The 23,508-nt window shown below is 70.9% G+C and carries 26 protein-coding genes; 14 read left to right on the top strand and 12 right to left on the bottom strand.

The genetic code is table 11. From position 1 onward, the window contains the following. Nucleotides 1–197: 197 nt before the first annotated feature. Genes INQ48_37865 through INQ48_37855 form a run of 3 tightly spaced genes read left to right on the top strand, consistent with a single transcriptional unit; the run spans nucleotide 198 to nucleotide 3,126 of the window. Nucleotides 198–902 (top strand): urea carboxylase-associated family protein, encoded by a 705-nt coding sequence (locus INQ48_37865; protein QRF61170.1) that lies wholly within the window; start codon nucleotides 198–200, stop codon nucleotides 900–902. Then, complete coding sequence (locus INQ48_37860; protein QRF61169.1) at nucleotides 899–1,792, top strand: polysaccharide deacetylase; 894 nt, start codon at nucleotides 899–901, stop codon at nucleotides 1,790–1,792. Before INQ48_37865 ends, INQ48_37860 begins: the two co-directional genes overlap by 4 nt. Beyond that, nucleotides 1,780–3,126 carry an amidase gene (locus INQ48_37855; protein QRF61168.1) on the top strand — a complete coding sequence of 449 codons (1,347 nt, stop codon included), beginning with the start codon at nucleotides 1,780–1,782 and terminating at the stop codon, nucleotides 3,124–3,126. Before INQ48_37860 ends, INQ48_37855 begins: the two co-directional genes overlap by 13 nt. Here INQ48_37855 and INQ48_37850 read toward each other — a convergent pair. Genes INQ48_37850 through INQ48_37840 form a run of 3 tightly spaced genes read right to left on the bottom strand, consistent with a single transcriptional unit; the run spans nucleotide 3,103 to nucleotide 5,614 of the window. Continuing rightward, entirely contained in the window at nucleotides 3,103–4,026 is a 924-nt protein-coding gene (locus tag INQ48_37850) for an NmrA family NAD(P)-binding protein (protein ID QRF61167.1), read from the bottom strand. The genes INQ48_37855 and INQ48_37850 overlap by 24 nt on opposite strands. 16 nt (nucleotides 4,027–4,042) lie before the next feature. Beyond that, nucleotides 4,043–5,026: a tripartite tricarboxylate transporter substrate binding protein gene (locus INQ48_37845; protein ID QRF61166.1), complete on the bottom strand. Its 984-nt coding sequence runs from the start codon at nucleotides 5,024–5,026 to the stop codon at nucleotides 4,043–4,045. Between the two features lie 33 nt (nucleotides 5,027–5,059). Beyond that, the gene (locus tag INQ48_37840; protein QRF61165.1) at nucleotides 5,060–5,614 is read right to left on the bottom strand and encodes a DUF3237 domain-containing protein; all 555 of its coding nucleotides are present in this window, start codon (nucleotides 5,612–5,614) and stop codon (nucleotides 5,060–5,062) included. 121 nt (nucleotides 5,615–5,735) lie between these two features. Between INQ48_37840 and INQ48_37835 the strand changes: the two genes are divergently transcribed. Next, nucleotides 5,736–6,674 carry a LysR family transcriptional regulator gene (locus INQ48_37835; GenBank protein QRF61164.1) on the top strand — a complete coding sequence of 313 codons (939 nt, stop codon included), beginning with the start codon at nucleotides 5,736–5,738 and terminating at the stop codon, nucleotides 6,672–6,674. 9 nt (nucleotides 6,675–6,683) lie between these two features. Here the strand turns inward: INQ48_37835 and INQ48_37830 are convergent, their stop codons facing one another. Continuing rightward, nucleotides 6,684–7,592: a LysR family transcriptional regulator gene (locus INQ48_37830; GenBank protein ID QRF61163.1), complete on the bottom strand. Its 909-nt coding sequence runs from the start codon at nucleotides 7,590–7,592 to the stop codon at nucleotides 6,684–6,686. A 141-nt stretch (nucleotides 7,593–7,733) separates the two neighbouring features. Here INQ48_37830 and INQ48_37825 point away from each other — a divergent pair, with 141 nt between their 5' ends. From INQ48_37825 to INQ48_37815, 3 genes are read left to right on the top strand one after another with little or no spacing between them, the layout of a single operon-like run. After that, the gene (locus tag INQ48_37825; GenBank protein ID QRF61162.1) at nucleotides 7,734–8,285 is read left to right on the top strand and encodes a cupin domain-containing protein; all 552 of its coding nucleotides are present in this window, start codon (nucleotides 7,734–7,736) and stop codon (nucleotides 8,283–8,285) included. Between the two features lie 20 nt (nucleotides 8,286–8,305). Then, entirely contained in the window at nucleotides 8,306–9,139 is an 834-nt protein-coding gene (locus INQ48_37820; GenBank protein ID QRF61161.1) for an alpha/beta hydrolase, read from the top strand. A gap of 44 nt (nucleotides 9,140–9,183) precedes the next feature. Then, entirely contained in the window at nucleotides 9,184–10,170 is a 987-nt protein-coding gene (locus tag INQ48_37815) for a tripartite tricarboxylate transporter substrate binding protein (protein ID QRF61160.1), read from the top strand. 6 nt (nucleotides 10,171–10,176) lie between these two features. On the opposite strand, the gene INQ48_37810 is transcribed toward INQ48_37815, so the two are convergent. Continuing rightward, entirely contained in the window at nucleotides 10,177–10,800 is a 624-nt protein-coding gene (locus tag INQ48_37810; protein QRF61159.1) for a response regulator transcription factor, read from the bottom strand. A gap of 170 nt (nucleotides 10,801–10,970) precedes the next feature. Between INQ48_37810 and INQ48_37805 the strand changes: the two genes are divergently transcribed. Next, the gene (locus tag INQ48_37805; protein QRF61158.1) at nucleotides 10,971–12,977 is read left to right on the top strand and encodes a PAS domain-containing protein; all 2,007 of its coding nucleotides are present in this window, start codon (nucleotides 10,971–10,973) and stop codon (nucleotides 12,975–12,977) included. On the opposite strand, the gene INQ48_37800 is transcribed toward INQ48_37805, so the two are convergent. Then, the gene (locus INQ48_37800; protein QRF61157.1) at nucleotides 12,921–13,316 is read right to left on the bottom strand and encodes a response regulator; all 396 of its coding nucleotides are present in this window, start codon (nucleotides 13,314–13,316) and stop codon (nucleotides 12,921–12,923) included. The genes INQ48_37805 and INQ48_37800 overlap by 57 nt on opposite strands. 137 nt (nucleotides 13,317–13,453) lie before the next feature. On the opposite strand from INQ48_37800, the gene INQ48_37795 reads away from it, so the two are divergent. The 6 genes from INQ48_37795 (at nucleotide 13,454) to INQ48_37770 (ending at nucleotide 18,022) form a co-directional block, all read left to right on the top strand. Further along, the gene (locus tag INQ48_37795; protein ID QRF61156.1) at nucleotides 13,454–14,200 is read left to right on the top strand and encodes a response regulator; all 747 of its coding nucleotides are present in this window, start codon (nucleotides 13,454–13,456) and stop codon (nucleotides 14,198–14,200) included. Between the two features lie 191 nt (nucleotides 14,201–14,391). Further along, nucleotides 14,392–15,192, top strand: a complete 801-nt coding sequence (locus INQ48_37790) for a helix-turn-helix transcriptional regulator (protein QRF61155.1) — start codon at nucleotides 14,392–14,394, stop codon at nucleotides 15,190–15,192. A gap of 234 nt (nucleotides 15,193–15,426) precedes the next feature. Next, nucleotides 15,427–16,248 (top strand): alpha/beta hydrolase, encoded by an 822-nt coding sequence (locus INQ48_37785; GenBank protein ID QRF63142.1) that lies wholly within the window; start codon nucleotides 15,427–15,429, stop codon nucleotides 16,246–16,248. A gap of 50 nt (nucleotides 16,249–16,298) precedes the next feature. Further along, nucleotides 16,299–17,120 carry an alpha/beta hydrolase gene (locus INQ48_37780; GenBank protein QRF61154.1) on the top strand — a complete coding sequence of 274 codons (822 nt, stop codon included), beginning with the start codon at nucleotides 16,299–16,301 and terminating at the stop codon, nucleotides 17,118–17,120. Between the two features lie 27 nt (nucleotides 17,121–17,147). Further along, nucleotides 17,148–17,699, top strand: coding sequence for a hypothetical protein (locus INQ48_37775; protein ID QRF61153.1), 552 nt, complete (start codon nucleotides 17,148–17,150; stop codon nucleotides 17,697–17,699). 8 nt (nucleotides 17,700–17,707) lie between these two features. After that, nucleotides 17,708–18,022, top strand: coding sequence for a cell envelope biogenesis protein TolA (locus INQ48_37770; protein ID QRF63141.1), 315 nt, complete (start codon nucleotides 17,708–17,710; stop codon nucleotides 18,020–18,022). 266 nt (nucleotides 18,023–18,288) lie between these two features. Here INQ48_37770 and INQ48_37765 read toward each other — a convergent pair whose 3' ends face one another. The 6 genes from INQ48_37765 to INQ48_37740 form a co-directional block, all read right to left on the bottom strand. After that, entirely contained in the window at nucleotides 18,289–18,765 is a 477-nt protein-coding gene (locus INQ48_37765; GenBank protein QRF63140.1) for a gamma-glutamylcyclotransferase, read from the bottom strand. Between the two features lie 162 nt (nucleotides 18,766–18,927). Then, complete coding sequence (locus INQ48_37760; protein QRF61152.1) at nucleotides 18,928–20,139, bottom strand: amidase; 1,212 nt, start codon at nucleotides 20,137–20,139, stop codon at nucleotides 18,928–18,930. Next, nucleotides 20,139–20,762, bottom strand: coding sequence for an ANTAR domain-containing protein (locus INQ48_37755; protein QRF61151.1), 624 nt, complete (start codon nucleotides 20,760–20,762; stop codon nucleotides 20,139–20,141). The genes INQ48_37760 and INQ48_37755 overlap by 1 nt, the downstream gene beginning before the upstream one ends. After that, nucleotides 20,762–21,880 (bottom strand): transporter substrate-binding domain-containing protein, encoded by a 1,119-nt coding sequence (locus tag INQ48_37750; protein QRF61150.1) that lies wholly within the window; start codon nucleotides 21,878–21,880, stop codon nucleotides 20,762–20,764. Before INQ48_37750 ends, INQ48_37755 begins: the two co-directional genes overlap by 1 nt. After that, nucleotides 21,870–23,306 carry an amidase gene (locus INQ48_37745; GenBank protein ID QRF61149.1) on the bottom strand — a complete coding sequence of 479 codons (1,437 nt, stop codon included), beginning with the start codon at nucleotides 23,304–23,306 and terminating at the stop codon, nucleotides 21,870–21,872. The genes INQ48_37750 and INQ48_37745 overlap by 11 nt, the downstream gene beginning before the upstream one ends. Further along, nucleotides 23,293–23,508, bottom strand: coding sequence for a hypothetical protein (locus INQ48_37740; protein ID QRF61148.1), 216 nt, complete (start codon nucleotides 23,506–23,508; stop codon nucleotides 23,293–23,295). Before INQ48_37740 ends, INQ48_37745 begins: the two co-directional genes overlap by 14 nt.

The following is a 23,508-nucleotide window of genomic DNA, read 5'->3' as shown; positions in this document are numbered from 1 at the left end:
GGCCGGGGTCGAAGCTTCGGGGCCGCGGGCCGCGGCGACAACTGATGAGTTCTCGGCGTCGGGCTGAGATTTGTTCGTCGTGGCACCTGCGCACGGGCCATGGGTGAGCGGGGCTCATCCCCGGCTGAGAAATTCCCGTTTGTCGCGATCGGGGTCCGCGCGAACACTCGCCGCCACGCACCACGGAGACGAAGCGCATGGACTGGATCAATCCCCACTACACCGACAACGGCCACGCCGACGGCGAGAACGACACGCTGCACACGCCGATCTCGCCCGACGGCACGCCCGAGCCCGGACAGCTCTACACCCTGCCCGCGCGACAGGGCCGCGCGGTCGCGCTGCGGCGCGGCCAGCAGCTGGCGCTGGTCAACACGCACGGCACCCAGGTCTGCGACCTCTGGGCCTTCTGCCGCGACGGCCTGCACGAGGCGCTGTCGATGGAGCACCTGCGCGCCGGCCTCGGCCGCACCACGCCGCGCGTGGGCGACGAACTCCTCACCAACCGCCGCCGCGCGATCCTGCGGCTGGTGGAGGACAGTTCGCCCGGCGTGCACGACACGCTGATCGCGGCCTGCGACCTGCCGCGCTACCGCGCGCTGGGCGTGCACGGCTACCACGACAACTGCAGCGACAACCTGCGCCTGGCACTGCGCGCCATCGGCCTTCGCACCACCGAAGTGCCGGCGCCCTTCAACGTATGGATGAACAACCCCGTGGCCGCCGATGGCACCATCGGCTGGGCGCCGCCGGTGTCCAGGCCCGGCGACCGCACGGTGTTCGAGGCCTGCCTCGACTGCATCGTCGTGCTGTCGGCCTGCCCGCAGGACATGGTGCCGGTCAACGGCGCCGACTGCGTGCCGAAGGCTCTGCAGTTCTGCGTGACGGGGGCCGCCGCATGAGCAATTCGACGACCAAGGAGATCCTCTGCGCCTACAGCGTGGACTTCGATGCGGTGGCCGGCTGGCTCGGTTCCTACGGCGGCCAGGATTCGCCCAGCGATGTGTCGCGCGGCTTCTTCGCGGGCGAGGTCGGCGTGCCGCGCCTGCTGAAGCTGTTCGCGAGCCGCGGCATCGCCACCACCTGGTTCATGCCCGGGCACTCGATCGAGAGCTTTCCCGCGCAGGCGCGCGCCGTGGTCGAGGCCGGCCACGAGGTCGGCCTGCACGGCTACACCCACGAGAACCCCACCGCGATGAGCCGCCAGCAGCAGGCCGACGTGCTCGACCGCTGCATCGCGCTGATCACCGACCTCACCGGCCGCGCACCGGTGGGCCACAACGCGCCGTGGTGGGAGTTCAGCGCCGACACGCTCGAGCTTCTGCTCGAACGCGGGATCGCCTACGACCACAGCCTGATGCACCGCGATTTCGAGGCCTACTTCCTGCGCCGCGGCGACCGCTGGACGCCGATCGACTACGGCCAGCCCGCCGCGAGCTGGATGAAGCCGGTGGAGCGCGGCACCGAGACTTCGCTGCTCGAGATCCCCGCCAACTGGGAGCTCGACGACATGGAAGCACTGCTCTACATCAAGTCCTTCGCCAATGCGCAGGGCTACGTGGGCGCGCGCAACCTCGAGGTGCAGTGGCGCGACCAGTTCGACTACGTCTGGCGCGAGTACGACTTCGCGGTGTTCCCGATGACCATCCATCCCGACGTGTCGGGCCGCGCGCAGGCGGTGCTCATGCACGAGCGGCTGATCGACTACTTCCTGAGCAAGCCCGGCGTGCGCTTCTGCACCTTCGCCGAGATCGACCGGCGCGTGCGCGAACGGATCGCATGCGGCGCCTGACGGTCGCGGGCCTTGCGGCGGATTTCCGAAGCGGCGCGCGCAAGCCGTCGGAGGTGCTCGACGGCTGCCTCGCGCACGCGGCGCTGCCCTGCGCGCAGTCGGTCTTCATCGCGACGACCGCCGAACGCGCCCGCGCCGAGGCGGCCGCGGCCGACGCGCGCCTGGCGTGCGGCAAGGCCCTCGGCCCGCTCGATGGCATGCCCGTGTCGTGGAAGGACCTGTTCGACCTCGAGGGCCTGCCGACCACCGCCGGTTCGCGCGTGCTGCCGTCGGCGCCGCGCGCGGCCGACGCGGCGGCCGTGGCCCGCCTGCGCGCGGCCGGCGCGGTGTGCGTGGGCAAGACCAACCTCAGCGAGTTCGCCTTCTCGGGCCTGGGCCTGAACCCGCATTTCGGCACGCCGGCCAACCCTTTCGGCAGCGAAGCCGAACCGCGCGTGTGCGGCGGCTCCTCGAGCGGCGCGGCGGCCTCGGTCGCGCTGGGACTGTGCGCCATCGGCATGGGCACCGACACCTCGGGCTCGGTGCGCGTGCCGGCCGCCTTCACCGGCCTGTGCGGATTCCGCGCGAGCCGTGGCCGCTATCCGATGGCGAGCCTGCATGGCCTGTCGCCGCTGCTCGACACCCTCGGCGTGATCGCGCGCGGCGTGGAGGACATTGCGCGCGTCGACGCGGTGCTCACCGCTCGCGCACGGCCGGACGAGGACATCGGCCCGCCGCGCATCGTGCTGCTCGACGACTTCATGGACGACACGGTGGACGCGGCGCAACGCACCCATTGCCTCGCGCTGTTCGAGCGGCTGCGCCGGGCCGGCTTCGCCGTCTCGCGCGGTCGCGCCGCGCCACTGACCGCCACACGCGAGGCCATGGCGCGCCACGGCACGGTGGTGGCCGCGCATGCCTTCCATCGCCACCGCGCGTTGCTCGACGGCCCAGAGGCCACGCGCATCGATCCGCACATCCGCGCGCGCCTGGAAAGCGCGCGCGGCTTCCTCGCGTCAGACTACCTCGCGCTGCTGGCGGCGCGCGACAGCGGCCTGCGCGCGCTGCGTGCCTGTGCGCCCGGAACGCTGTTCATGTTCCCCACCACGCCCATCGTCGCGCCCACGATCGAGCACGCCTCGGATCCCGCACGGCACGCGGCCCTCAACGCACGCGCGCTCGCCCATTGCATGGTCGGGAGCCTGCTCGACATGCCGGGCATCGCGATGCCCAGCGGCTTCGATGCCCGAGGCTTGCCTACCAGCGTGCTCTTCAGCATGCCGCGCGGCCGGGATGCGGAGCTGCTGCGCGCCTGCGCGCGCATCGAGGCGCTAGGCGCCACCGAGGCCGTATGAGGTGACGCCTCGCGCCGCCTCGCCGGCATGGCGCAGCGAGGCCAGGAACTCCGGCCACCCGCGGGCCGGGCGGCCCAGCAGCATCGAGAGCACGCGCGCGTTGCCCGCGGGCATGCCGTGGCGGTCGTAGTCGTCGAACATGGCGAGGATCTGCGCCACCTCCTCGTCGCGGAAGCGCTCGAAGAAGGGCTGCCCACGCGCGTGGGCGAGGTAGGCCTCGGGCGACTCCTTCACCGCCACCACCAGCCGGCCCAGCGCCTGTGCCATCAGCGCGGCGATCTGCGTGCGCGACAGATAGGCATCGGTCCCCACCAGCTCGTAGGTGCCCAGGGCATGGCCCGGCTCGGTCAGCACGATCGCCGCCGCTTCGGCCACGTCGTCGAGGTCGACCCAGGTCAGGCGCCGCGCGGGATCGTAGGGCAGCAGCCAGCGGCCGTCCCTGGCGATCGAGGGCCAGGTCCAGCTCACGTTCTGCATGAAGTTGGTCGGCAGCAGCACGGTGTAGGGCAGGCCGCTGCGGTAGAGCTCGCGCTGCACGATCTGCTTGGCCCAGTGGTAGTTGATGTTGTCGAGGTAGGGCGCGATCACGCCGTGCAGCACGAAGTGCGAGACACCGGCGCAAGACGCGGCCGCCACCATGCGGCGGCCGAGTTCGGGCTCGTCGAGCGTGAGGCTCGGCGCGATGTGATAGACGCTGTCGGCGCCCTCCATGGCGCGCAGCAGGTCGGCGCTGTCCCATTCGTTGCCGATCACCGGTTCGGCACCGAGCGAGCGCACGCGCTCGGCGGATGCGGCGCGCCTGACCAGCGCACGCGGCCGCACGCCGCGCGCCACCAGTTGCCGGATGAGGCGCGTGCCGGTCTGTCCGCTCGCGGCGGTGATGAGGATGGTCTTCGTCACGTTCGGGTTCCTTTTTTCATTCGACGCGGATGTCGTTGTCGCGGGCGACCTTGCCCCACTTCTCGTACTCGCTGCGCGTGATGGCGGCGAACTCCTCGGCCGTGTTGCCCACCGCCTGCAGGCCGAGCTGCGCGATGCGCGCGGCCACGTCCGGGTGCCGCAACGCACGCACCGTGTGCGTGTTCAAGGTGGCCACCACCTCTTGCGGCGTGCCGCGCGGCACGAAGAAACCCTGCCAGCCGTCGGCGCGGTAGCCGGGCAGCAGCGAGGCCACGGGCGGTACCTCGGGCGCGAGCGGATGCGGCTGCGCGCTGGTCACCGCCAGCGCGCGCAGCTTGCCGGCCTTGATCAGCGGCAGCGCGGTGGTGGCCGGCTCGAACACCAGCGCGATCTGCCCGCCCATCAGGTCGGCCAGCGGCGAGCCCTTGTAGGGCACGTGATTCATGCGCACGCCCGCGAGGCTGTTGAACATCGCCATGCGCACGTGCGCGCCCGAGCCCACGCCCAGCGACGCGAAATCGATGCTGCCGGGCTTGTCGCGCGCCTGCGCGAGCACGGCCGGCAGCGAGTTGAGCGCCAAGCCCGGCGCGGTCACGAGGAAATACGGCACCTGCACCACCTGGGTCACGGGCACGAAGTCGCGGAAGTGGTCGTAGGGCAGCCGGCTGTAGATGTGGGGCAGCACGCCGACGATCGATTCGACCGACATGAAGACCGTGTAGCCGTCGGCCGGGCTGCGCGCCGCGGCCTCGGCGCCGATCATCCCGGCCGCGCCCGCCTTGTTGTCGACCAGCACCGGCTGGCCCAGGGTGCGCACCAGCGCATCGCCGACCAGCCGCGCCACGATGTCGGGCGAGATGCCGGCCGCGAAGGGCACGACGATGCGGATCGGCCTGGCCGGCCAGTCGGGGGCGGCGCGCGCCCAGGCGGGCGCGGCGCACAGCGCCGCGGCGGCCAGCGACAAGCGGCGCCGCGCGGGGTTCGGAATCGCATCGGTCATGGTGTCTCCTTCGTCTTGATCTTGTCCTGATCCCTACTTGAGTTCGAGCAGCTCGAAGGCCACGTGCGCCTGTTCGCCGGTCTGGATCGAGAGGAAGCGGCCCAGTGCCTGCACGTCGTTGAGCCAGGCGTACTTCTTCGAGGCGGTCTCGAACTGGGGCGTGACCACGTAGTACCAACGCGGCGCGTCGATCCGCTCGCCGGCCATGAAGCGCGACCAGCTCGCCTCGTCGGGCTTGCGCAGCACGCCGCCGTAGGTCACGTAGAGCAGCTCCCCGTCGTCGAGCCGGGCCATCATCCGCACATCGATGCGCATGCTGCCGTTGGGCATCACGCGCACCCAGTCGCCCGTGGGATCGATCACCTCGGCATTGATGCGGCCGCGCAGCGTGCCGCCGGCGCGCGGGGAGAACACCAGCAGGTTGGCGCTCGGCGCCTGCGGCGCGTGGAGCGGTGCAACCAGCGTGGCGAGGAATTCGGTGCGCAGCGGCGGCAGCGCGCTGCCGGCGGGCGCGGCCGGCACGATGGGCGCGGCGAGCACGCCGCCGAACAGCCAGGCGGCCGAGCGCAGGAGCGAGGTCAGGGTCATGGTGAAGAAGGAAGAAAAGGCGATCGATGGGGAACAGGCCTGCATTTGAAATTCGTGCACCGCCTGCCGCAATGCCCCGCGATACACATGACTTTTGCGTCGGGCGCACTAAACTTCCGCGATGACCTCTCCGCGCTCCGCTTCGATCCCGGCCTCAGTGGTGACGCGGCAGGCCAGCCAGCTCGACGAGATCCAGGCCTTCGTCGCGGTCGGCCAAACCGGCAGCTTCTCGGCCGCGGCCGCCCTGCTGTCGAAGGACGCCTCGACCATCTCGCGGCGCATCGCCGCGCTCGAGCGCCGCCTCGGCGTGCGGCTGATCGCGCGCACCACGCGCCGGTTGGCGATCACCGAGGCCGGCAACAGCTATCTCGCGCGCATGAGCGCGGTGCTCGAGGAGATGGCGAACGCCGATGCCGAACTGTCGGCGCGCGGCAACCGGCCGCAGGGCCTGCTGCGCATCTCGCTGCCGCGCACCTACGGTCGGCTGTGGCTCGCGCCGCTGCTGCCGCGCTTCATGGCCGCCTATCCCGACGTGCAGCTCGACGTACGCTTCTCCGACCAGTTCGTCGACCTCGTCAGCGAGGACTTCGACGTCGCGGTGCGGCTCGGTGCGCTGCAGAGCAGCAGCCTGGTGGCGCGCAAGGTCGGCGAGGTGCGCCGCCACGTCTACGCCTCGGCCGCCTACCTGCGCGCGCACGGAACTCCGAGCGCGCCGCGCGAGATCGCGCAGCACCGCTGCCTGGGCTTCGCGGGCTACCAGCGCAGCGCCGAATGGTCGCTGCGCAAGGGCCGCCAGCGCGTCACCGTGGGCGTGAAGCTCGCGATGCATACCGACGACTCCGATTCGCTGATCACCGCCGCGGCCGAGGGCGCGGGGCTGGTCATCGCCACCGGCTGGCTGGTCGAGAAGCATCCGCTGGGCGGCAAGCTGCGGCCGGTGTTGCCCGACTGGGAGGTCGGCGAGCCCGGCGCGATCTACATCGTGACGCCCACCGCGAGCTTCCTGCCCGCGAAGGTGCGCGTGTTCATCGAGATGGTGAGCGGCGCGCTGCGGCGCTGAGGGCCAGGCTCAGGCGTCGCGCGCGCAAGCCAGCATCAGCTCGCGCAGCCACTCGTGCGCCGGCGAGTGGTCGGTGCGCGGATGCCAGACCATGCGCACGTCGAACAGCGGCAGGTCCAGCGGCAGGTCGAAGGCCTCGACCTCGGCCATGCGCGACATGCGGCGCGCGAGCCGCGCCGGCACGCTGGCCACCATGTCGGAGGTCTCGAGCACGAAGGGCAGCGCGAGGAAGCTGGGCTTGATCATCTGCACGCGCCGACGCAGGCCGTGCGGCTCGAGCGCGGCGTCGATCTGCACGTTGTAGATCTGGGATGCGTCGGGTTCGATCGTCACGTGCGGCAGCGCGCAGAACGAGGGCACGTCGAGCGCCGCGCCATGCACCGGGTGCGAGCGCGCGGCCAGGCCCAGGAAGCGGTCGGAGAACAGCTTGCGGCCCTTGACGTAGGTCGGCGCGTTCGGGAAGTAGGTCAGCGCCAGGTCGAGCTCGCCGGCCGCCATCATCTCGCCGAAGTGGTGCGGGTTGGTCTGCAGCATGTGCACCCGCACGCCCGGCGCCTCCTGGCGGATGCGGCGCATCACCGAGGGCATCATCAGCAGGTCGATGTAGTCGATGACGATGAGCCGAAACACCTGTGTCGAGGTCGCGGGGTCGAAGCGCACGGGCTCGGTCAGGCGCTCGAGCGCGGCGATCGCCTCCTGCACGCGCGGCCACAGCACGAGCGCGCGCTCGGTCGGCATCCAGCCGGTGCCGGCGCGCATCAGCAGCTCGTCGCCCAGCAGGTCGCGCAGCTTGGCGAGCGACACGCTCATCGACGACTGGCTCATCTCGAGCCGTTCGCCCGCGCGCGTGACGTGCCGCTCGCGCATCAGCGCATCGAAGGCACGCAGCAGGTTCAGGTCGAGGTCTTGCAGCTTCATCGGGGGCGACAGCGGGGCGCGGGCGGGTAAACCCGCATGGATCATCAAGAACGCGATGCCGGGCATCGGCGGCTTCGATGGACCGCGCGGCCGCGGCCTCGAATACTGGCGGCCATTATTCACTCCACGAGAAAGATCGTCATGGCCATTCCCCAGATCCGTGTCACCCGCGAAGAGATGCGCCAGCGCGTCGCCTACTTCAAGGACCTCAAGGGCTTCGACGGCGGGCTGCCCGACAGCCGCCATCCGAGCGCCGAGCGCAAGCTCTACAACGCGGTGGGCTTCCAGCCGCCGCGCGGCAAGGGCGGCGACGACGTGATATCGCCGGTCGGCGCGCAGGCGGCCGAGAACGCCGCCATCCGCATCAGCGAGGGCTTCAACCTCGGCTTCTGCGAGGCCAAGCCCGGCAAGGGCCCGATGATGCACAACCACGACACCAACGAGACCTTCATGCCGCTCACGGGCCGCTGGCGCTGTTCGTGGGAGCTCGACGGCCGCGAGGAGTACTTCGACGTCGGACCGTGGGACATCTTCTCGTTCCCGGCCGGCGTCAACCGCCGCTTCGAGAACATCACACACGAGGAGCCGGGCAAGACGCACTTCCTGATGTTCGTGATCGGCGGCAACGCGCCCGAAGCGGACTTCACCGAAGACGCGAAGAAGACGCTGCGCGAAGAAGGCCTGCTGGCCTGATGCACGCGACGGCCCACCGCATGACGACGCTCGCCGAAGACCTGCCCGCGATGCCCGAGAACCTGCGCCGCTTCGTCGCCGCGCAGCCCCTGCACCGCTTCACCGACACGCGGGGTTTGGCCTGGTCGCTGCGCGACACCGGCACGCGCGGCGACACGGCCACCGCCGGGCCGCCGCCGCTGGTCCTGCTGCCGGGCGCGCTGGGCAACGGCGACAGCGCCTGGCGCATCGCGCAGGCCTTCGCCACCGAGCGCCGCGTGCTGAGCATCACCTACCCGGGCGGCGTCGCGCCCGAGCTGCTCGCGCTCGGGCTCGAGGAGCTGCTGCGCGAACGGCGCACCGGCGCGGTCGCGCTCTGGGCCTCGTCGTACGGCGCCTGGTGGGCGCAGGCCTTCGCATTGCGTTTCCCTGATCAGGTGGCGGCGCTCTGGCTCGGCAACACCTTCGTCGACGGACGCGACGTGGCGCAGCATCCGCTGTTCGATGCGCTCTGGCTCGCGGCCAGCGACAGCGCCACCGTGATCGCGCGCTGGGACCAGGCGCTGCGCGGGCGGCCCGACGACCTGCTGCGCGCGGTGCAGCTGCACATGCTGCATGCCGGCCTGCCCGCTTCGGACTTCCACGGGCGGCTGCGCCAGGTGGCGGGAGCGGCCGAGCTGCCGGCGTCGCGGGCGATCGCGAACACCGTGGTCTTCGAATGCGAGGACGACGCGATCATCGCGCCCGCGACCCGGGCCCGCGTGCGCGCGCGCTATCCGAAGGCGCGCCATCTCACGCAGGCGCAGGGCGGCCACTACCCGCACATCGTCACGGCCGAGCTGCTGGTGGAGCGCATGCGCGATTGGCTGCAATGACAACACTCATGACACCTGCATCGACCCACGCTGAGGAGTTCACCATGCCCGTCTCTCGTTCCCGGCGCCTCGCGCTCCAGCGCCTGGGCCTCGCGGCCCTGGCCGCCACCACGGGCCGCGCGGCCTTCGCGCAGGCCGGCTGGCCCACCAAGCCGATCAAGCTCGTCGTGCCGTTCTCGGCCGGCGTGTCGCCCGACGTGGTGGCGCGCATCCTCAGCGAGCCGCTGGGCCAGGCGCTCGGGCAGCCGATCGTCATCGACAACCGCGCCGGCGCGGCCGGCATCATCGGCGCCGAGGTCGCGGCGCGCAGTCCCGGCGATGGCTACACCCTCTTCATGACCGTCAACTCGATCATGGGGATCAACCCCAACGTCTACGCCAAGCTGCCCTACGACACCTTCCGCGACTTCGCGCCCGTGACGCAGGTCGCGCTGGTGCCCTATGTGCTGATCACCGGCCCGAGCCAGCCCGACGCCAGCCTGCGCGAGTTGCTGGCGCGCGCCAAGGCCAAGCCGGGCTCGGTCGACTACGGCTCGCTGGGCGTGGGCTCGGGCCCGCACGTGGTGATGGAGATGATGAACAACATGGCCGGCGTGCAGATGGTGCACGTGCCCTACAAGGGCAGCCCGTTGGCCGACGTGATGGCCGGCCAGATGCCGATCGCCTTCGAGCCCGCGACCACGGCGATCCCGCTGGTGCGCAGCGGCAAGCTCCGCGCGCTCGCGGTGACGAGCCCGAAGCGCAGCGCGCTGCTGCCCGAGGTGCCGGCCGTGGCGGAACTGCTGCCCGGCTACGACGGCGACGGCTGGCAGGGCTTCTACGTGCCGGCCGCCACGCCCCAACCCATCGTCGCGCGCTACAACCGGGAGCTCGTGAAGATCCTGCGCAACCCCGAGGTCCAGCGCAAGCTCACCGAACTGGGGCTGGTGCCGGTGGGCAATTCGGTCGAGCAGTTCGGCGCGATCTCGCGCAGCGAGTTCGAGAAGTGGGGGCGCATCGCGAAGGCGAATCGGATACGCATCGACGGCTAGGGGAGGTCATCCGCAGACCGTTCCCGTCAGGCCGCGATGCTCGGCGACGACGACGGCCTGCGTCCGGGTGCGCACGTCGAGCTTCGCGAGGATGGCCTTCACATGCGTCTTGACGGTGCCGAGCTGGATGTCCAGCGTCCGCGCGATGTGCTTGTTGCCCGCGCCCTGCGAGATCAGGTTCAGCACGTCGCGCTCGCGCTTCGTCAACGGCGCGTGCACGAGGCTCTCGGCCATGCGCGCCGAGACCGCGTCGTCGTAGCAACGGCCGCCACGGGCCAGCGAGCGCACCGCATGAAGCAGGCGTTCGGCCGGGCACTCGAGCAGCAGGTAGCCGGGCACGCCACGGGTCAGCGCGCTGCGGATGTCCCACTCGCCGTCCCGCGAGGTGACGATCAGCAATCGCGGCGACGGCCCGTGCCGGAACTCGGGCGATGGCGCCAGCGCCTCGATGCATCGCAGGCCCGTCGCGTAGTCGGCCACCAGCACATCGCAGCGAAGTTCCGCGGGCGCGGGCAAGGTGTCGCTCGCCACGGTCACCGAGAGATCGGCGTGGCCCTGCAGGGTGGCGCCCAGCCCCGCGCGAACGAGCGGCGATTCGTGGCACACGAAGACTTCCACGCGTGGAACCATGGTGATGACGCTTTCCGGTTGGGATGCGGACTCGAAGACGATGGCGCGCAGTCTGGAAGGGCCGTGTATCTCGACGGCATCACATTCGACCTCCCCATGTGTCATCTGACACACGGGCGGGCCGGTCGCCGCTGCTGCTCGATAATCCCGCGCATCCCACTGGACACGACATGGCGCGACCTTCGACGGCCCCTTCGCTCCCGCACGAACTGCGCAAGGACCTCGACCGGGCCGAGGCGCGCTTCCACCACCTGGTGGAGGCCACGGGCGACGTGATCTGGATCACCGAGTGCGACCCCGAGCGCGTCGTGTACTGCAGCGAGAGCTTCGAGCAGATCTGGGGCTACACGGTCGCGCAGCTCTACCGCGAGCCGGGCCTCTGGATCCAGTGCATCCACGACGAGGACCGGGACCGGATCGGCCTGGCCTTCCACGACTGGCTCGCGCAACCGACCGAGCGCTGGGAGGCGGAATTCCGGATCGTTCGTCCGGACGGCGAGCTGCGATGGATCCACGAGCGCGGTGTCGCCATGGTCGAGGGCGACGGCAAGCTGCGCGTCGTCGGCGCCTCGGCGGACATCACGCGGCTGCGGCTGACGGCGGCGGCGCTGCGCGAGTCCGAGGAGCGCTTCGCGCTGGCGGTGGAGGGCTCGGCCGACGGCATCTGGGACTGGGACCTGCAGACCGGCATGATGTTCATGTCCGAACGCGCGCAGTTCCTCTACGGGCTGCCGCCGAGCGCCGATGCCTCGCGCCCGCGCGCCGAGTGGATGACGCTGGTGCTCGAGCCGCAGGCCGATGTCGCCGCCCGCCGCGATGCCATCGCGCGCTACATCGCCGGGGAAACCGACTCGCTCGATGCCGAATGGCTGTTCCGGCAGCCGGACGGCACCGACCGCTGGCGAAGGATCCGCGGGCGCTGCCTGCGCAACCCCGAGGGCAAGGCGATCCGGCTGAGCGGATCGATCAGCGACGTGGACGCGCGCCGGCGCGAGCAGGCATCGCGCCAGCAGTCGCAGCGGCTGGAGGCGGTCGGCACCTTCGCCGGCGGCATCGCGCACGATTTCAACAACATCCTCGGCGCCATCCTCGGCTTCGGCGAGATGTCGCTGCGGCGGACCCGCGCCGGAAGCCGCATGCGCCGCGACCTCGAATCGATCGTGACCGCCGGGGAACGCGGCCGCGCGCTGGTCGACCGCATCCTCGCCTTCAGCCGCAGCAGCGTCAGCGAGCGGGTGCGGGTTCATTTCGAGCAGGTCGCGCGCGAATCGGCGGACCTGCTCAAGCCGGCCTTGCAAGGCGAGATCGAACTCGTCTGCGATTTCCGGGCGGGAACGGCGGCAATCATGGGCGACCCTACCCAGGTCCACCAGGTCGTGGGCAACCTGGCGATCAATGCGATGCAGGCCATGCCCGACGGCGGAACGCTGCGCATCGCGCTCGCCTGCGAGTCCCTTCCGCAGGGCCGTTCGGCCACGACGGGCCCGCTGGCCTCGGGCGACTACGTCGTGCTGACGGTCTCCGATACCGGCATCGGCATCGCGCTCGAGAACCGGCAGCGCATCTTCGATCCGTTCTTCACGACCAAGGAAGTCAACGTCGGCACCGGCCTCGGCCTGTCGCTGGTGCACGGCATCGTGGCGGAATTGGGCGGTGCCATCGACGTCGCGTCGAGCCTGGGATGCGGCAGCACCTTCGTCGTCTACCTGCCGAGGATGGGCGACGTGCCGGCGCCGCCGGCGGTCGAGGCGCGGCGCCTGCCGCGCGGCGGCAAGCAGCGCGTCCTCGTGGTCGACGACGACCCGGCGCTGGTCCGCATGACCTCCCAGCTGTGCGCGGACCTCGGCTACGAATGGACGGCCTGCACCTCGGGTGCCGAGGCCGCCCGCCTCTTCGGCGAAGCGCCGGACCGCTTCGATGCCGTGCTCACGGACGAGCGCATGCCCGGCATGACGGGCATGGCGCTGCTGCGCCTGATGAAGGACATCCGCGAGGACCTGCCGGTCATCGTGATGAGCGGCTACCTGGGCGACACCCTGGTCCACCGCGCCCGCGCGGAAGGTGCATCGCAGGTGCTGGCCAAGCCGGTCGCGAGGGCCGAGCTGGCCGCGGCCCTCTCCTCATTGTTCCCGGGCGCCGCGGGACGAAGCGCAGGCCGACGCGACCGCCGCCAGTAGCTCGTCCCGCGTATAGGGCTTGGGAAGAATGGCGGCGGCACCGACCCGGCGGGCGAGCAGCGGCGATGCCCCCGGCGCCTTTCGCTGGTGCGCCGACACCACCATCACCGGCGCCTGGTGCAGCGCGCGCAACGCCTCGACGCGCCCGGAGGCACGGCCGGGGTTCGCGATGTCCAGCATCACCAGGTCCAGTCCCGGCACCGGCGTGCGTTGGCGCTCGGCGAGCAAGACGACCTCGTGCCCCGCGTCGGACAGCCACCGGCTCGCCAGCTCCCGCATGAGAGAGTCGCCCTCGATGACCGCGATGCGAAAACAACCCCGCAAGATTTGAATCCTCAAGTCGTGCTCCCCACGGGCGTCTCGCCGGACAATGAAGCCCGGGCAATCCGCCGAAGGACGCATGGTCGCCGACCCGTGCCGCAGATGGGTGCCTTTGTGTCGTTTGACATCTGCCGTTGCCTGAAGGAGCCCGTCGAATGCTGGAGAGCGATGCATTCACGCACGCCGCGCACGTGCTCGCGGTCGACGACGACCCGTCCATCCGCGAGCTGATCGTGCATTACCTCGGCGATCACGACCTGCGCGTCACCGCCGTCACCAGCGAGCGCGAGATGCGTTCGGTGCTCGCCCGCGACCCGGCCAACCTGGTCGTGCTCGACCTTCGCCTCGGACGCGAGAACGGACTGGAGATCGCCCGGGCGCTGCGCGCGGAGACGAAGCTGCCGATCATCATCCTGACGGCCCTGCAGGACGAGGCGGACCGCGTGATGGGCCTCGAGCTCGGCGCCGACGACTACGTCACCAAGCCCTTCTCGCCGCGCGAGCTGCTGGCGCGGATCCGTGCGCTGCTGCGACGCTCGCGCATGCACGAGACGGTCGCCGATGCCGTGGCCGACGTGCGCGCCTACCGGTTCGAGGGCTGGGAGCTCAACGTGCGCCTGCGCAAGCTCCGGGCGCCGGCGGGCCACGGCGTCTCGCTGCGCAACGCCGAGTTCAACCTGCTGCTGGCCTTCCTGGCCTCGCCGCATCGCGTGCTCTCGCGGCAGCGCCTGCTGGAGCTGTCCAGGCTGCACGACGCGGAGGTCTATGACCGCTCGATCGACGTCATGGTCGGAAGGCTGCGCCGGAAGGTCGAGCAGGATCCCCGCAACCCGAGCCTGATCCTCACCGAGCGCGGGGCCGGGTACATCTTCACGCCGGCGGTCCACACGGTTCGCGGCTGATCCCGCGGCCCGTGGAGGCCCGGCGCGCAGGCTCCTTGTAAGGATTACGTAGACTTCATCGACTACCTTGGGGCCACTCCTTCGTCCCTCCAGTCATCATGAATCTCCTGCGGCATGGCGACAGCAAGTTCCCCGAGGCACGGGTGCTCTGCTCTTCGAGCGGGCTGGGCTGGCGCGGGATTGCCGCGGAGATGCGCTCGCATCCGGCCGGCGACCTGCCGCCGTTCGTGTCGAGCCAGATCGAGATCACGATCGCGCCCGAGACCACGCCCGGCGCATCGGTGAGCCGCAAGGGCTGGGGACAGCGGCAGCAGACCCGGGTCGAGAAGGGCACCATCTGGATCAGCCCGATGGGCGTCGCCGAGGACGACATCCGGATCAGCCGCTACCTGCCGTCCATCTTCCACATCTACCTGTCGATGGACCGACTGCTCGCCTTGAGCGATCCCGAGGGCGACGCCGGCGCATCGCTGCACCACGTCCGCTACCTCGCGGGCGTGCGCGATGAATCGATCGTGCAGATCGGTCACGCCCTGGCCGAAGACATGAGGAATCCCTCTGCCGCGGGCCGCATGCTGGTCGACTCCCTGACCGCGGCCCTGGCGAACCGCATGGCCCGCGACTACTGCGACACAGGGATGCCGCGCGGCACCGCGGCGACGGCCGCGCGCGACATGCGACGCGTCCGGCTGGCGATCGAGTTCATGCGTGCGCACCTTGACCAGCCCATCGGCCTGGACGAGATCGCCGCGGCCGTCGCGGTCAGCCCCTTCCATTTCGCGCGCCTGTTCCGTGCCTCGACCGGCCTTCCGCCCTACCGGTACCTCGCGAACCTGCGCATGGAGAACGCGCGGCGCCTGCTGGCCGATGGCCGGATGCCACTGGCGGAGATCGCGCTGTCGATGCAGTTCTCGACGCCCGCCAACTTCGCGCGGGCCTTCCGGCAGGCCACCGGCCTGTCCCCGAGCGAGTACCGCCGCCAGTCGTCCTGACCCGTTTCAGGGTCGGGAGGACGAGCCCCGCTCCTCCTTTGGAGAGAGCTGTCCATCGCCAACGGGGAGGTTTGGCGACGCGCCGCGGCGGCGATGCTGACGGCCATGACGTCCTCACAGAATCTCCAGGCCCTCCAGCCTTCGACCGCCGCAGGCGTGCCCGCGGGCACGTCGAGCGAAGGCACCGCCGCGCCCCCGGCATCGGGGCCCACGGTCTCGGCACCGACCTTGCGCATGTCGCTCGACGGGCAGGAGATCGCCTACCGCGCCATCGGGCACGGCACGGGCATCCCCTTGCTGCTGCTCAACCGCTTCCGCGGCACCATGGACCACTGGGACCCGAAGCTCATCGATGCGCTGGCGGCGAAGCGCCCGGTGCTCATGTTCGACCAGCCCGGGTTCGGGCGTTCCTCGGGCGTGCCCGAGGACTCGCTGCAGGCCTTCGCCGCCATGGCGGCGCGCGTCGTCGCGCAGCTGAACCACCGGCAGGTCGACGTGATGGGCTTCTCGATGGGGGGCACCGTGGCACTGCAGCTGCTGCTGGACCATCCGGAACGGGTGCGCCGCGCGGTCATCGCCGGTTCCGGGCCCGGGCATGTGCCCGCCGAAGGCGGCGGCGTCGCGCCAGCGGATGCCGCCGTCTGGCAGGTGGCGACGAAGCCCGTCAACAGCGACGAGGACTTCCTGTTCCTCTTCTTCGAGCCGACGCCGACCAGCAGGGCAGCGGGGCAGGCCTATCTCGCGCGACTCGCGCAGCGCGAGGACGCCTTCGCCCGACAGGTGGAGCCCGCGGCCTGGCAGGCACAGCTCAAGGCCGCGATGGCCGTGGGCTCGGAAGGCAGTTCCCTGCTGCCGCGCCTCAAAGACGTGCCGCATCCCGTGCTGGTGGCCAACGGCCGCCACGACGTCATGGTGCCCACCTATGCCTCCTATGCGATGGCGCAGCGACTGCCCCATGCCCGTCTCGTCGTCTATCCGGACTTGGGGCACGGCTTCCTGTTCCAGCACGCCGAGTCCTTCTCGGACGAGGTGAACCGATTTCTCGACGCGCCGTGAGCGATCGACATCCCACCGCTTTTTCAACCCCACCACGAGGAACCGCGACCATGCCCTGCATCACGACCAACGACGGCACCCAGATCTACTACAAGGACTGGGGCCAGGGTCAGCCGATCGTCTTCTCGCACGGCTGGCCCCTGTCGGGCGACGACTGGGACAACCAGATGCTGTACTTCCTGCACCAGGGATTCCGCGTCATCGCGCACGACCGCCGCGGCCATGGCCGCTCCACGCAGACGGCCACCGGCAACGAGATGGACACCTACGCGGACGACCTGGCCGCGCTCACCGCCGCGCTGGACCTCCAGGACGCCGTGCACGTGGGCCACTCGACCGGCGGCGGCGAAGTCGCGCGCTACCTGGGCCGCCACGGCACGAAGCGCGTCGCCAAGGCGGTGCTCATCGGCGCGGTGCCGCCGCTGATGCTCAAGACCGCCGCGAATCCGGGCGGACTGCCGATCGAGGTCTTCGATGGCATCCGGGCCGGCGTCGCCGGCAACCGCGCCGAGTTCTACCGCGACGTCACGCTGCCCTTCTACGGCTACAACCGCCCGGGCGCCAGGATCTCCGAGGGCATTCGCAACCACTGGTGGCTGCAGGGAATGATGGGTGGCATCAAGGCCCACTACGACTGCGTGAAGGCCTTCTCCGAGACCGACTTCACCGAGGACCTCCAGAAGATCGACGTGCCCACGCTCGTGATGCACGGCGACGACGACCAGATCGTGCCGATCGGCGCGGCGGGCCTGATGTCGGCCAAGCTGGTGAAGGGAGCCACGCTCAAGGTCTACCCAGGCCTGCCGCACGGCATGTGCGCGACGCATCCCGAGGTGATCAACGCCGACCTGCTGGCGTTCATCAAGGGCTGAGCCGCCCATGACGCCAAGGAGAAGCACATGTTCGGCCTGACGACGCTCGGCGCCATCCATACGGCGATCAGCCTGGTCGCGCTCGCGGCCGGCGCCTCGGCGCTGCTGCGCCACCGCGAGATCCCCGCCCGCACGATGCTGGGCCAGACCTACATCTGGGCCACGGTGCTCACCTGCCTCACGGGTTTCGGGATCTTCCAGCGCGGCGGCTTCGGCGCGCCCCACGTGCTGGGCATCCTGACGCTGGCGGTGCTGCTCGTCGCGGCGGTGGCCGGCAGAACGAACGCCTTCGGCCGCGCTTCGCGCTACGTGGCAACCATCGCGTACTCGACCACATTCTTCTTTCACCTGATCCCGGGCCTGACCGAGACCTTCACGCGCCTGCCCACGGGCGCCCCGCTGTTCAGCAGCCCCGAGGATCCCGCCCTGCAGAAAACCGTGGGCGCCTGCTTCGCGGTGCTGGTCGTGGGTTGCCTGCTGCAGGTGCGACGCCTGCGTGCCGAATCGGCACCGACGGCGGCGAGCCTCGCGCAGCCGCAGCGCCCTCCCGCTTCTCGTCCTCCCATGAACCTTCCATGAGCCTCGCCATGAACAAGCCTCTCTGCCTCCTGATCGCCGCCTTTCTCGCATCCAGCGCGTACGCCCAGACGAAACCGGGCGAACTCGACCCCACCGGACAGGGCCGACCGGCCGCGCGCGCTGAAGCCAAGGTGAAGGCCCGGCCGGCCGGCCAGGTCAAGGCGCCCGGTGGCGACGAACCGAAGACCGAGGAAGGCGGCGCGATCGGCACGGGCCGCGCGGCCGTCGCTGGCGACGCCCGTGCCCACACGCGGGACGAGCGCCGCCGGAACAAGGACGGGAGCCTCAAGCGCCGCACCACGCAAGGTGGCACGCCACAGTAGGGCCGGGAGGGCAGTGGGCAGCAGTCACCATGATTCCCCTGGCCCTGCTGGTGAGTCGTCCGCCCGCGTTGCGGCATTCCGCTGATGGCGGCCGTGTCGATCTACAGCATGGAAGGACTCACGGGCCGCGCTGTTCGGGTTCACCTGCGCGAGCGTGATGCCGCTGTTCGCGGTGATCGCGCGCGGCAACGGTCGATCGCCGCGGACGCCTGAACGGCGTCAGGCCGGCCTCTCGAACGCCTCCGATCGCCAAGGGCCACCAGGTCTCAGGACACGACGCCCCGCGATCGATAGAGCTTGGCGTGCGCCATCGTGTATTCCGCCAGCGGCCCCAGCCTCGCCTGCGTCACGTCGAACTGCTCCGTTGGCTTGACGTAGGCGTGAACGGTCAGCCGCTGCCCAACGGCATCGCCAACGCGTTCGACAGCGATCGGGACACGCCGATAACCGTCCGACGCGTCGATCCTCTCGAGCAGGTCCATGGCGGCCAGCGCCGCGTCGTCGACCTCGAACAGCTGACCGACGATGCGCTCTCCTTCGCCTGGCAGGAAGACCAGCCAGGGCGAGAAGCGCTCGCCCATCAGGTACAGCGGATAGCGCTCCCGCGTGACGAAGTCGCCGGGGATGCGCCGGCCGCGGTTGGTGGCGAAGTTGGGGTAGCCCTCTTTCAGGGTGCCGAAGACGAAGACGAGATTCGATCCGACAGGGGTCGACGCCTTCGGCGTCGCCTCGCTGGAGTCCATCGGCCTGCCACGTAGGTGGGCCTCGATCTGCTCCGGCGCATGAACGGCGGCAAACTCGCCGCGCTTCATTTCATCGATCGACTGGAGCAGGTTCTGCTCGAACTGCTCCATCTCGTTATCCCTGGTCCTTGGCATCGATGGCCTTCTTCAGCCGAATGTAGTTCAAGCCCTCGCCGTCTTGTTCGCATCGTCGGATGCGATCCGCCCCACCAACGCCAGCAGATCCCGATCCCTCCCCCGCCCCGCGATCAACCCCAGCCCCACGGGCAGGCCATCGACCACCCCCAGCGGCAGGCTGACCTGCGGCAAGCCGCACAGCCCCGCGATGCAGGTATGGGCCAGCACGCGCATGCGGGTCTGCGCATCGGGCTGTGCCGATGCGCCCAGCAGCGGCGCCACGTCGGGCGCGGTCGGCAGGCACAGCACGCGGTCGTGCGCGAGCAGGTCGTCGATCCTCGCGCGCAGCGCGTCGGCCTCGCGTTGGGCGGCATCGATCTCCCGGGCCGTGACCTGCGACGCCGCGCGCAGCCGCGCCGCGATCTCGGGCGCCATCGACGGCCGGGTGCGCTCGAACCATTCGCCATGCGTGCGCCAGACCTCGGCGCTCTGCAGCACGCGGTAGGTCTGTGCCGCGGCACCCAGCGGCAAGCCTCGCGCGGGCGCATCGAAGGCCAGGTCCAGCGACGCGAGGCGATCGAGCGCGGGACGAAGTGCTGTCGCCACGCCCGGCGCGGCATCGTCGAAGGCATCGGCCATCGGGACGACGCGCCGCAGCGGCCGTGCCTCGCCCGGCGGCAGCAGCACCGCGCCCACGCGCTCGAGCACCGCCGCGGTCGCGGCGAACCAGCCGACCGTGTCGAATGCCGGCGCCAGCGGCGTGACGCCGCGCGCCTCGATCGCGCCATGCGTGGGCCGCAGACCGTACAGACCGCAGTAGCTGGCCGGGATGCGCACCGAGCCCGAGGTGTCGGTGCCCAGCGCGAAGTCGACGCAGCCACCGGCCACGGCAGAGGCCGAGCCACTCGACGAACCGCCGGGCACGCGGCCGGGTGCGCGCGGGTTCAGCGGCGTGCCGTAGTGCAGGTTCTCGCCCGCGAGCGAGAACGCGAGTTCGTCGCTGAGCGTTCGCCCTTGCAACCGCGCGCCGGCCTCGAGCAGGCGCGCGACCGCGGGTGCGTCGGCCGTGGCCGGCGCATGCGTGCGCAGCCAGTCGGGATTGCCCGCGCGCGTGACGTGGCCCGCGAGGTCGAACACCTCCTTGGCGGCGAAGCCGAGGCCGCTCAACGGGCCATCACCGAACGGATCGCTCGGATCGCGCGCGAACGAAGTATCGAGTCCGAAGCGTTCCGGACTCTCGAAGGGAGGGCGGGCCATCACTCGGCCGGATCGGAAGTGCCGCGATCGGGCGGCAAACCGTAGATCGCTTCCGCATGCACGATCGACTCGGCCATCGACGACACCGGCAACTGCTTGCGCATGGCCTCGCGCCGGATGATGGCGTAGGCCTCGTCCTCCGAGATGCCCTGGCGCGTGGCGAGGATCTTCATCGCGCGCTCGACGATGCGCCGCGTGCGCAAAGTCTCGTCGAGCTTGGCGATGCGGTTGAGCAGCCGCTCCTCGTAGCGGAACAGCATGCGTGCGACGTACAGCGTGGCGAGCACGCCGAAGGGACGAATCGGCTTGGGCAGCACGCCGTGCACGTTGGCCGCCGCGGCAGCCTCGAGCACGGCCGGGTTCTCGTAGGCCAGCAGCGCGATCAGCACCGCGTGCGAGGAACCGGCCAGCCACGGGTGCGCGGCATCGCGCTCCGACTGGATGCTGAAGAACACGGCCTCGGTGCCCTCGGGCAGGTGGTTCGGCTCGGGCCACAGCGCGGTGACGCGGCAGCCAAAGCGGCGCAGCTGCTCGCACAGCACGCGGGCGTCCTCGTCGTCGGGATGGATGACGGCGACCCGGATGTCACGCAGGGAGCGCAGCTGGATCGGATCGGGCGACATCAGAGGATCTTTCGTTCGTAGGCGACGAGGTAGGGATCGGGGCGGACGATGGAGGCATCCTCCCACAGCAGGTCGAAACCGCCATCCTCGCGCGAGCGCCCGATGCGGGCCTTGAGCGCGGTGTGGTTGGTGTCGGCGTCGATCTCGACCTCGCCCTGGGCCGAAGCATGGCGCGTGCCACCGAGGCTGCGCACGATGCGGTCGGGGTCGGGCGCGCCTTCGCGCGGCACGGCGCGCGCGAACAGGTGCACCTGCAGGTAGCCGGCCTCGGCATACATGTTGGGCCGGCGGCCGGCGCCGTAGCGCTTCTCGTAGAGCGCGGTGAAGCGCGCGCTGGCCGGGCTCTCGATGCCCGCGAAATAGGGCGCGACCGTGAGGTGCCCCGCGCGCGCGGCCGGGCTCAGTGCCGCGATCTCGGCCTCGCTCGCGGTGAGGCTCGCGATCGGGTGTTCGGCCGAGGTGGCGCCGATGGCATGGCAGGCGGCATAGAGCCGCGCGGTGTCGGCGCCCACCACGGTGCTGAGCACCACGTCGGGCCGCGCGGCGGCGATGCGCTCGGCCACCTCGGCGAAGGCGCTGTCGGGCGCGCCCATCGGCAGGTAGGTTTCGCCCGCGACGCTGCCCGCGCTCTCGAGCAGAAACTCCTTCGCGATGCGCGAGATCTCGCGCGCGAACACATACTCGGAACCGACCAGGAAGAAGCGCCGCCCGTGGTGCGCGAACAGGTACTTGATCAGCGGCACGATGGTCTGCGCGGGCGTGGGTCCGGTGTAGATCACGTTGGGCGAATACTCGAAGCCCTCGTACACCGAGGGATAGAACAGCACCGCGCCATGGCGCTCGACCACCGGCAGCACGGCCTTGCGGCTGGCCGACGAGCAGCAGCCGAAGATCACCGGCACCTGGTGGTGCAGCACCATGCGGCGCGCGATGTCGCGGTAGCTCGCGGGATCGGGGCCCGGGTCCTCGATGATCGGCACGATGGGCCGGCCCGCGACGCCGCCGCCCGAGTTGATCTCGTCGATGGCGACCAGCGTGCCGCTCAGCAGCGCCTGCTCGGTCACGGCCATGTTGCCGGTCTGGGCGAACAGCACGCCCACGCCGATCTCATCGGACATGCACGCCCTCCTCGCGGCCTGTCGCCGTCGCATGGCCGGGCCGCATGGCGTGCCAGGCGGTGTCGTCCTGGAAGGCCGCGGCCAGCCCGAGCAGCGCGAACTCGCCGCCGGCATGGCCGATCAGCGTGAGGCCCACCGGCAGGCCCGTGTCGCCGAAGCCGCAGGGCAGGCTCACCGCCGGCAGGCCGGTGAAGTTGGCGAGGCAGGGCATGGCGGTCATGGCGTCCTGGACGGTGGTCGTGCGGCCGGCGAATTCGATGCGCGATTCTGCCAAGGGCGGCGCGGTCACGGGCAGCGTCGGCAGCGCGAGCGCATCGAGGCCCGCCATGTCGCGCGCGAACGCGGCGCAGAAGGCGCCGCGGAACTGCTGCGCCGCGAGGTAGTCGACGGCCGACACGCTCTCGCCCGCATGCAGCAGCGCGCGCACGTCGGGTGCGTAGTGCCGCGCCCGGTCGTGCATCAGCGGACGGTGGAAGGTGCTGGCCTCGGCGTACATGATGGCCTTCCAGGCCGCAAACACCGCCGCCATGCCGCGCACCGGCACCGGCACGAGATCGCTGCCGCGCTGGCCGAAGACCTCGAGCGCCGCCTCGAAGGCCCGGCCCACGTCGGACGCGGTCTCGAAGCCCTCGCCCGCCAGCACGCCGATGCGCAGCCGGGCGCGGCCGCGTGCCTCGCGGAACTGCGCGGCATGGCGCGAGGAATCGCCGGCCGCGCCGGGCCACATCGCGTCGAGCCCCAGCCACAGGTCCTCGGCACTGCGCGCCATCGGCCCGGCGGCATCGAAGCTCCAGGCCAGCGGCAGCACGCCCTCGCCCTCGACGCGGCCGGTGCCCGGCTTGATGCCCGAGATGCCGCAGGCCGCGGCGGGAATGCGGATCGAGCCGCCGGTGTCGGTGCCGATGGCCAGCGGCAGCAGCCCGTCGGCCACGCAGGCGGCCGAGCCGCCGCTGGAGCCGCCGGTGATCGCGCGCGGGTCCCAGGGATTGCGCGTGGGGCCATGGTGCGATCCCTTGTTGGTCGCGCCGTAGGCCCACTCGTGCATGTTGGTCTTGGCCACCACGATGGCGCCGGCCCGGCGCAGCCGCGCGACCAGCGGTGCCTCGCCCTGCAGCGGCGCGTCGGCCAGCACGGCCGAGGCCGCGCTGCTGCCGAGGCCGGCGGTCAGCACGTTGTCCTTCACCGCGATCGGCACGCCATGCAGCGGCCCCAGCGACAGTCCGCGCGCCAGCGCGAGGTCGGCCTCGCGCGCCTGGGCCAGCGCGCCTTCGCGGTCGACGGCCACGAAGGCATTGGTGCGCGCGGCGCGGCGTTCGATGTCGGCCAGCCGGCGTTCGGCCAGCTCGACCGCGCCGAGCTCGCCGCGGCGGATCAGCGCGGCCAATTGCGCCACGCCAGCGCCGTCGATGGTCTCAGCGATGGACATGATCGGTCTCCGTCGACGGTGGAACGAGCGCGAACCAGGCACGCCCGGGCATCTCGCGCAGGCCCGTGCGCAGGTCCTCGAGGATCGCCGCGACCTCGCCGCACAGCGCGGGGTCGAGCGCCGCGAGGCCCGCGGCGCGGCGATGCGCGGCCACGCTGTCGGCGTTCCAGGGTGCGGCGGGCTGGGTGGGAACGGTTGCCAT

It is taken from the genome of Variovorax paradoxus (assembly GCA_016806145.1).
GTDB lineage: Bacteria > Pseudomonadota > Gammaproteobacteria > Burkholderiales > Burkholderiaceae_C > Variovorax.
This window is presented reverse-complemented; position numbering and strand designations above follow the sequence as displayed.